We start from the raw sequence: 8,633 nt of genomic DNA, 5'->3' as shown, positions 1-8,633 counted from the left end.
AAGGCGGCGCGGGCCGCTGTGATGGCCCGCTCGGTGTCCGCCCGGCCGGCCTCGGACACAGTGGTGACCAGTTCGCCGTCGGCCGGGTTCCGGATCTGGCGCACGGCGCCGGAAGCGGCAGGCTCCCAGGCTCCGTTGATGAACAAGGTGGCGGCGGTATCGGTCAAGGTGTCTCCTTTGCTGGTGCGTCAACGGGTTCGTCGACCGTTGCGTAGTCGGTTTCCCAGTCCGCCTTGGGCGGGACGTTCTCGGCGACGGTGGTGTAGGGCAGGGTGTCGCGGTGCTGGTGCAGGAACTCCAGGTGCACCTCGTAGTGGTCCAGCACGTCGGCGATGACTTCGTCCGTGCTGTAGCCCATGAGGTCGTACCCGTGGCTGCCTTCGAGCGAGAAGACCTCGATCCGGTAGTACTTTTCGCACTTGGCGGTGGAGCGGGCGTGGGCGGGGACGTCCCGCTGGACCGGGTAGATCTGGTACTTGAAAGTGCGCTCCCCGTCGAGCTCCACGCAGAGGTCGGCGGTGTCGATCCCGAAGGCCTCGACGGTGCTCGTCTCCAGCGTGGCCTTGACGCCGCGGCTGCAGAGGTCGCCGCGCACATCGTCCAGTGCGGGGACCGCGACCTCGCGCACGAAGCACTGGGCCTGCCTGTGTCCGGGGTAGTCCAGGGCCCGCGCCAGGCGGTGGCGCCAGCTGCGGCGGATGCCGCCGGCGGCGTTGGTGCGCGAATTCAGCACCGAGTGCAGCCCGGCCTGGTAGCTGTCGGCCAGCGCGGTCTCCAGGCGCAGGGCCTTGTAGAGGCCCAGCATGATGAAGACCAGCACCACGGAGAACGGCAGCCCCATGATGACGGAGGCGCTTTGCAGCGTGGGCACCCCGCCGACCAGCAGCATTCCCAGGGTCAGCAGGCCGGTGGCAACGGACCAGAAGACGCGCAGCCACTTCGGGCCGTCGGCCTCGGCGTCCTTCAGATGCGAGCTGAAGTTGCTCATGACGAGCGAGCCGGAATCGGCGCTGGTCACGTAGAACAGCAGCCCGGTGAAGGTGGCAATGGCCGCGCTCAGCGGAGCCAGCGGGTACTGCTCGAGCAGGCCGTAGAAGGCGCGTTCCGGGGTACTCATCGCCGATTCGCCGAACTCGGCGTTGCCGCCCATCACGACCTCGAGGGCGCTGTTGCCGAAGATTGAGATCCACAGCAGGATGAACGCAAACGGCACCACGAGCACGCCGATGACGAACTCGCGCAGCGTGCGGCCGCGGGAGATGCGGGCCAGGAACAGCCCCACGAAGGGAGCCCAGGCGATCCACCAGGCCCAGAAGAACAGCGTCCAGCCGTTGAGCCACTCGTCCGGCCGGTCGTACGCGAAGGTGTCCAGCGCCATGGACGGGAAGCGGGCCAGAGTATCTCCGATGTTGTTCACGATGCCGTCGAAGAGGAAGCGCGTGGACCCGGTGACAAGGATGAAGATCATCAGCGCGATCGCAAGGATGACGTTGAGCTCGGACAGCCGCCGGATGCCCTTTTCGACCCCGGTGAGGACCGAGACGGTCGCCATCACCACGGCCACGGCGATCAGGGCGATCTGCACGAACGTGTTTTCCGGGATGCCGAACTGGAAGCTCAGACCGTAGTTGAGCTGGGCGACGCCGATCCCCAGGCTGGTCGCGATGCCGAAGATCGCGCCGAGCAGGGCAGCAATATCGACGGCGTGGCCCAGCGGTCCGTGGATCCGCTTGCCGAGGATGGGGTAGAGCGCCGAGCGGATGCTGAGCGGCAGGTTGTGCCGGTAGGCGAAGTAGCCGAGGGCCAGGCCCATCAGTGCGTAGAGTCCCCAGCCGAGGATGCCGTAGTGGAACAAGGTCCAGACCAGAGCCTGGCGGGCGGCTCCGACGGTGGATGCCTCGCCCGTTGGCGGGGCCAGGTATTGGGTCACCGGCTCCGATACGGAGAAAAACATCAGGTCGATACCGATGCCGGCGGCGAACAGCATCGCGGTCCAGGTGAAGATATTGAACGTTGGCCGCGAATGGTCGGGCCCCAAACGCGTTTTGCCGACTCTGGACAGGGCCACGAAGAGGACGAACGCGAGGACTGCGACGACGATCAGCGAGTACCACCAGCCGAACGTTTCACCCACCCAGGTAACGGCGGTTCCGATGACCGCATTGGCGGATTCCCGGTCCAGGATGGCCCATAGCGCGATGACGAGGACACCGGCTGCGGAACCGATAAAGACAGTCCAGTTGACCTTCGTCCTCGGCTCAGGATCGGGTGCTGGTTCGGGCAAAGGCGGGACAGTGCCGGGCGCAGGACGCTGGCTGTTCTCTTCGTCGAGCCGGGGCTCGACAATCTCGGGCGGCGTGCTCATATCGGTCTCGTACCTCGCATCGATAGCTGGTGCTGGTCGCGGTCTCGCTGATGGCCAAGGCCCCGTCGGGGCACGAAGCCCGACGCTAGCAACAGTGGAAATCAGGACACCTGCGTGCGCATAGCACATCTAAAAGGCGGTCAATGTCACTCGATTATGAGAGGAGCATCACTCGTTTCCGCGCTCCCCGCTCCAGTTCACCCGAGAGTCGCAGCACGACCGCGCGGCGCTGTGTGGTGTGACCTGGCTCATAACGAGGACAATAGTTGAGATTGAACATCTGTTCAAGACTAGATTTGAACAAGCGTTCAAGGTAAATTGGCGAAAGTCATGTCCGGTAGAGGGGTCTTCGCTACAAGGCAGCCGCCTGCGGCCGCAGGGGGACGTTGAGGTGCCGGGCTCCGAGGGCCCGGATCCCGCTCCTTCGGCTACGGGGCGAGCGCGATCTCTTCGGTGCGGCGGATGCTTCGCTCGGTGGATGCCCGGTTCAGTCCAAGGAGCGCCGTAAGCCACATGCCGTTCTGGATGACCACGATGTCGTCGGCCCGCTTCCTGCATTCCTTAGGGGACAGGTCGGGTTTGGCGCTGCCGATCAGTGCAGCGAGTCCGTCGACATAGCGCTCGAAGGCTTCGTCATTGATCGCGGCAAAGTCTTCATTGGCCTGCGCGAGCGCCCACAGCTGGAGGCGGAGCGCCAGATACGGCGTCGTCAGCAGGTCCGGATCGGCAACGCGCCGAAGGGCCTCAAGGAGCCTCTCCCTTGGCGGCGTCGCCGCGTCGGGCTTGACGAGCGCAATGTCGTCCTCGTCGACCCGCTTCAAAGCCGCCCGGATCAGGCTCATCTTGTCCTGGTAGTAGTAGTTCACAAGCCCCAGCGCGACGCCGGCTTCGCGCGCCACGGCCCGCATATTGACGCCCGAGATGCCGTGCTTCGACAGCAGGACCATGGCCGCCTCAAGAATGCGCGCCTGCCTGTCAACCTGTTCGCCGGACTTCACGGAGCCTGTTTCCACCCGACAAGCCTATTGCTCCACTCGCAACGAATGGACCAATGGGACGTGCGGACGGTGTCGGGTCGTCGCGTGGAAGGCGGAGACGCAGAATCTGCTGTTGCCGAACTCGTCACAGCTCAGCGGGTGGGCGTGCGATTCTCCGATGCCATGTGCCTCCGTTGGCACATCGTCACCCGGTGCTAATGTCACTTCACGAACCACCGACGTTAGGGAGATCACCATGGCTGGAACGGAGCACAGGGCCGCCGCGTTTATGAGGGACGGCGGGGCGAAAGCAAAGGATGCAGGAGCCAGGATTTTTGCCATAGCCAAGGATCCCGCCACACAGGAGAAAGCGAAGAAGCTGGTTGACGACGGCAGGAAGGTCTATCAAGCGCTGACCAGTCCTGAAGCGAAACGCCTCTACCGCCAGGCAGCAGAGAGGATCAGAAGGGTGCAAAAAAGGTAGAGGGCATTGCTTCCCAACGGTCATCCGCATCGCGATGGCTGAAGGGTGACTAGCCCGTCAGGCCTACCTGTGTACCGCTTCACCGAGGCACGTAAGAAGACCACCTCTCCCAGGCGCCGAACCATCGCGCGAACTGGCCTTTGGTACAGCTCATCGACCTCTTAACCGATGACCAGCTCGCAGCGTGGCTCGCCGGGGACGAGGAGTGAGCTCAAGGGACACCCAGGCTAGGTGGCAACGCCGAGCATTCGGGCGCTGAGCTGCCAGTGCTGGTCGACGAGGGCGTTGTCCGAGGCTTGAGGGTTGGTGCGGCTGAGGCGGCCGCGGTCGTTGTAATAGCGGCCGGATAGCCAATCGGCGCCCGGAGCACCGGTGCAGAACCAGGCGAGGTTGGCGCCGCCGCGTTCGGCTGAGATGAGGAAGCGGTTCAGCGCGGTCCGGTAGACGTGCCGGAGGTAGCTGCTGGTGTCGGCAGCGAAGTTGGTGGCGACGTTGCCGGGATGGAAGGCGACGGCGGAGAGTCCCTGCGTGTGGTACCGGTCGTGGAGGCCGCGGGTGAAGAGGATATTGGCCAGCTTGCCGTTGCCATAGGCTCGGTTCGGTGTGAAGCGGTTCCACGTTTCGATGTCGCTGATGTCGATCCGGCCGAAGAGGCGGGCGCCGATGCTGGAGGTGTTCACGACGCTGGCGCCGCTGGCGAGGAGCACATCGAGCAGTTCATGGGTCAGCAGGAACGGCGCGAGGTGGTTGACCTGGAACGTCTTCTCAAACCCGTCCTTGGTCCGCTGCGGGCCGGAAAAGAGGCCGCCGGCGTTGTTGGCCAGGACGTCGATGCGCGGATAGGCGGCGTTGAGGTTCTTGGCGAGTTGGCGGACCTGGTCGAGGTCCGCGAAGTCGGCGGTGTACCAGTCGGCGCCGAGCGGGCGTGCGACGGCTTCCGTCTTCTCCTCCGACCGACCGACCAGGACCACGCGGTCGCCTTGCGCGTGCAGGATTCGGGCGGCGGCTGCGCCGATGCCGTCGCTGGCACCGGTGATCACAATGGTCCTGGTCATCGACGTCCAATCTACCGGGTTCAGGGGATGGTGTTGAGGCCGCCGTCTATATCGGAAGGGGCGTCTGCGTTATCCGGGGCGACGAGTTCGGTGCCGTGGTCCATGGCGGGGCTGGCCTCTTCGACAGGGAGCCTGACGGCGGCGAGGCCAAGGCCGGCGATGGTGGCGATGACGCAGACCGAGCCGGCACGAGCCAGCAGGTTAGGCGCAGCGAGTGCCGCGCGGGTTGCATGACTTCGGAGGCGGGCGAGGACGACGGCGAGGCAGGCGGCTTCGAGGAGCGCGACGGTCAGGTCCGCGGCGCCAAGGGGTTCGGGAACACCGGGTTCGGGGCCGAGTGGCAGGCCGACGGTGCGCGAGACCGCCCAGACGCCGAGTGGGATGGCGGACAGCGCCGCCGCGGCGTAGAGCGAGCCGCGGCCTGTCGAGACTGCAACGGCAACGGCGGCGGTGAGCTGGGCGAGGCCGAGTTCGAAGAAGAAGACGCCGGCCAGCCGCCATTCGGCGAGGTGCTCGGGCACGATGGCGAAGTGGATGATGGCGCTTCCGGCCAGGGCGGCAATGATGGTGAGCTGCAGTGCGTCCGAGGGCGGCCTGCGCCGAAGTCGAAGTCGAAGTCGAAGTCGAAGTCGGTGGCGGAGGCGGCTGCGGGGCAGCGTGGCCAGGCGGCCGCCGAGGAGGGCGGCGGCCCAGGCGACGGCGAGCAGGTTGCTGATGAGGAGCAGGAGGACGCCGATGCCGAGGGCCTTCAGCTGTATGCTGGCGGCGGTTTGCTGCAGGTCAGCGAGGCAGTTCCCGTCGCAGGTGCCGCTCATGCTGGTGGACATGCCGAGACCGTCCGCCTGCAGCAGGTAGTCGGTCCAGCCGTGCAGGGCGAGCATGCCAACCCCGGGGAGGCTGGCGAGTCCGGCGACGAGCAGCACGGTGGGAAGCGTCCGGGCAGACGTCCGCGCCTGGCGTTCGGCCAGGCGGTTGGCCAGGACGACGGCGGCGAGCACGGCGAGGAGCAGCAGCGGCAGGACCAATAAGGAGTCACGGAGCCAGGCTGCGAAGGGGTGCTGCGCGTTGCCGATGTGGCCGACGGCGCCCTGCAGCGAGACGCTCCAGAAGCCGTCGATGGCAGCGAGCAGCACGGCCAGCACTGCGACCGTCGGCCACGCGACCCGCACGGGAGCGCCGCCGGCCCCGGAAAGGTGGCTAGCGCCGTCGTCGTTAATGGCAAGGCTGTGCCGGTTCATGGTGTGATCTCCCAGCCGAACATCATGGCGTGGTCCTCATGGGCGAGGTTGTGGCAGTGCGCGACGTAGGGGCCGACGAAGTCGCGGAAGCCGCGGTAGACGATGACGGATTCGCCCGGATCGAGCGCCACCAGGTCCTCGCGCGAGACGTCGTCGGGATGGCCCTTGTCCGGGGTCTTGGTGACGTCGCGGCCGTTGCGCATGACGGTGCGGTGCTCCTCCATGTGCAGGTGGAAGGGATGGACCCAGCCGCCGCCGCCGTTGCGGATCTCCCAGAGGTTGAAGCTGCCCTTGCGCTGGTGCGCCAGCGGGGTGGCGCCGCGCGGGTTCTTCAGGCTGCGGGCCACGGCGTGCGGATCGAAGGGCTTGCCGTTGATCAGCCATTCCACGTCTGGGCCGGAGCTGCCGCGCTCGACTTCGAACACCATGCGGTTGTCCAGCAGATTCTTCCAGTTCGAAGGCAGCGGGGGCAGCGGCCGGAGCTGCTGCATGGGCCGGGGGATGAGGCTGTTGTCGGGAGCGGAATCGCCGATCACGAACTTCAGCACCGGGACCTTGTAGTTCGGGTCTGGGGAGAAGCGCGACGAGTTCTCCCACATCCTGCCGTCCGGCATCCGCATCACGTTGGTGAGGTAGACGACGTCGCCCTTGGTGGTGGGGGTGCCGTCCTCGTAGCGGGTGAAGTCGATGATCACTTCACGCCGTTTGGCCGGCCACAGCTCGAAGGAGTCGCGGGTGATCGCGAAAGGCAACAGGCCGCCGTCGGACGCGATCTGCGTGAACTTCATGCATTGCTGCCCATCCGGGATGCGGTACTGGCCTTCGAGGTCGTCGCCCTTGTAGCCCAAGGACGACGCCGATTTGGGGCCTTTGGTGGAGGACATCAGTTTGAACTCGTAGATCCTCGCGATGGAGGCGTCGAGGAACCGGAAACGGTACTTGCGGCGCTTGACGTGCATGACCGGGTAGGCGGTACCGTTGACGGTGAAGATGTCGCCGACGAAGCCGTGGTTGGGGAAGTGCCGGTAGAAGGTCTTGCCCCACCACTCCGGGTGCGTCCTCGGGTTCTTGGCGGCGGGGTACTCGCCCATGCCGTCGTGGACGTCCTGGTGGGTGGTGACGCCGTCGTCGAGCCGGGCGTCGAAGAAGGCCAGCGGGACGTCATAGTCGACGTCGAAGGAACCGTCGCCGTAGTCCTTGCGGACGCCGGGCAGGCGCAGGCCGCGGCGCTCGTCGCCCATGTCCATGCCGTTCTTCGGATCGTAGATCGGGTAGAGGCCGACCATGCCCTTGTAGACGTTGGAACCGGTGTGGTCCATCCGGTGGTCGTGGAACCAGAAGAAGCTTTGCTTCTCGCGGTCGTCGCCGCCGGCGGGCCAGTTCAGGTAGAGGTTGTCGCACCAAATGCCGGGCTCGTAGCCGACCGCCTTCGGGCCGTACTGCATGCTGTAGTGCGGATTGCCGTCGCTCTCCGGGGCCGTGTGGGCGTTGTGCAGGTGCGTCAGGAAGGACGCGTCCGGCGCGCCGAAGTCCTGGCGGTCCAGGTTCAGCGGGTTCTGGTCCAGCTGGTTGCTGAACCGGACCAATGCGGGCCGGCCGTACTCGGCGTTGATGCGAGGGCCGGGGAAGATGCCGTTGAAGCCGTAAATGGTGCTGGGCGGCAGGGCGCGCCGGGTGCCGGCGGAGTAGGTGCGGCCGGCGGCATCGAAGGACTTGGCGGGGCGGCCGTTCTTGTCGATGGGCAGCACCTGCGACGACGTGAATTTGTGCGTGCGGACCAGCAGATCGATCTTGTAGACGAGCGGGTCCGGGTAGCGGATGCTGGACGGCCAGAGCTGGTGGCGCTCGTTGCCCAGCGAATTCTGTTGGCCGTTCCCGGGACCCGGCGGACTGGCCCAGGAGGAGTACTCGGTGCGCGGCACGGGCCGGAGCGCTTTGGGGATCGGCAGTTCGTCCGTGAAGGGGGAGAGGATCAGCGGGCTGGTCGGAAACTTCTCGACGTAGAACAGCATGTCGGACAGGGCGGTCGAGGTGGCCGCGAACGCGCCGTCAGCGCTGAGCAGGCCGCGCTGCTCGAGGAACGGGCGGCCCAGACCCTTTGCCGCCAGCAGGGCCGCGCCGAGACTGCCGGCGGCTGCAACACGGAGCGCGGTCCGGCGGCTGAAACCGTCGAGGCGCAGATTCTGGTCATGACAATCCTGTGGCACGACGCCACCCCCAACTTTCAGGCGGGAGGGCGTGCTGACTGGCCATCCTCCCGCATCCCCAACGGAAGCGTCGGTCCAGTGCCCCGAGCGGGCCGACGGTTTATGCTGCGCCGGAAACCTTAGGAAGACCTTGGAGTCACCCGCCATGTTGGGGAGACCATCCGGGCCCACTTTGGGGGTGTAGTCAGTCGTTGCGATTCTGGTGCCGGAATCCCAAAGAGCCGTGCCCGTACCTGAACTAGCTCTGGCTGTTGGGGAGGTGCCCTTGGCCGGTGCTGACCTATTTCCAGGGGCCGTGACGGTTCAG

The 8,633-nt window shown here is 66.0% G+C and carries 6 protein-coding genes and 1 pseudogene; 1 reads left to right on the top strand and 6 read right to left on the bottom strand.

Annotated features, from left to right (window positions below):
• The 3 genes and pseudogenes from D477_RS22310 to D477_RS12100 all read right to left on the bottom strand — a co-directional run.
• Positions 1-167 (bottom strand): annotated as a pseudogene (locus tag D477_RS22310) (aldehyde dehydrogenase family protein); the annotation flags it as partial.
• Positions 164-2,365 carry a choline BCCT transporter BetT gene (gene betT, locus D477_RS12105; protein ID WP_005269498.1) on the bottom strand — a complete coding sequence of 734 codons (2,202 nt, stop codon included), beginning with the start codon at positions 2,363-2,365 and terminating at the stop codon, positions 164-166. The gene betT and the pseudogene D477_RS22310, both read right to left, overlap by 4 nt.
• A gap of 428 nt (positions 2,366-2,793) precedes the next feature.
• The gene (locus tag D477_RS12100; RefSeq protein ID WP_005269497.1) at positions 2,794-3,378 is read right to left on the bottom strand and encodes a TetR/AcrR family transcriptional regulator; all 585 of its coding nucleotides are present in this window, start codon (positions 3,376-3,378) and stop codon (positions 2,794-2,796) included.
• Positions 3,379-3,598: 220 nt separating this feature from the next.
• On the opposite strand from D477_RS12100, the gene D477_RS12095 reads away from it, so the two are divergent.
• Positions 3,599-3,826 carry a hypothetical protein gene (locus D477_RS12095; protein WP_005269496.1) on the top strand — a complete coding sequence of 76 codons (228 nt, stop codon included), beginning with the start codon at positions 3,599-3,601 and terminating at the stop codon, positions 3,824-3,826.
• A gap of 227 nt (positions 3,827-4,053) precedes the next feature.
• Here D477_RS12095 and D477_RS12090 read toward each other — a convergent pair whose 3' ends face one another.
• The 3 genes from D477_RS12090 to D477_RS12080 are packed head-to-tail and all read right to left on the bottom strand — an operon-like array spanning position 4,054 to position 8,326.
• Entirely contained in the window at positions 4,054-4,881 is an 828-nt protein-coding gene (locus D477_RS12090) for an SDR family NAD(P)-dependent oxidoreductase (RefSeq protein ID WP_005269495.1), read from the bottom strand.
• 20 nt (positions 4,882-4,901) lie between these two features.
• Positions 4,902-6,119, bottom strand: a complete 1,218-nt coding sequence (locus D477_RS21235) for a hypothetical protein (protein ID WP_005269494.1) — start codon at positions 6,117-6,119, stop codon at positions 4,902-4,904.
• The gene (locus D477_RS12080) at positions 6,116-8,326 is read right to left on the bottom strand and encodes a multicopper oxidase family protein (RefSeq protein WP_005269493.1); all 2,211 of its coding nucleotides are present in this window, start codon (positions 8,324-8,326) and stop codon (positions 6,116-6,118) included. The genes D477_RS21235 and D477_RS12080 overlap by 4 nt, the downstream gene beginning before the upstream one ends.
• Positions 8,327-8,633 lie beyond the last annotated feature (307 nt).

This window comes from Arthrobacter crystallopoietes BAB-32, assembly GCF_000328305.2.
Classification (GTDB): Bacteria; Actinomycetota; Actinomycetes; order Actinomycetales; family Micrococcaceae; genus Crystallibacter; species Crystallibacter crystallopoietes_A.
Note: the sequence above shows the minus strand (reverse complement) of the source record. Positions and strands in the feature narration are given on the sequence as shown.